Here is a 239-nt window from a genome sequence, read left to right on the forward strand (position 1 = left end):
CTGGCGCGCGCTGGACGCCGACGAAGCAGCGGCGTTGCAGGCGATCGTGGCCGGCGCCTGCTTCGCCGACTGGTGCGTGCGACTGAACCACGAACAGCCGGCGCTGCGCGCGGCCGGCCTGCTCAAGCGCTGGCTGGCCGATGGCTGGATCAGTGCCTTGTCCATCGCGTCGGCAGCCGAAGACATTCCCTCCACCCTTTGAAGGATCTCCCCATGCAATCCCCCGCACTTCCCTGGCC

Annotated in this window: 1 protein-coding gene; it reads left to right on the forward strand. The window is 69.0% G+C overall.

Annotated features, from left to right (window positions below):
- The coding region (locus SB775_RS33525) for a hypothetical protein (protein WP_410865622.1) at positions 1–202 on the forward strand (202 nt) is incomplete at its 5' end.
- Between the last annotated feature and the right edge of the window lie 37 nt (positions 203–239).

This window comes from Peribacillus sp. SIMBA_075 (assembly GCF_046534585.1).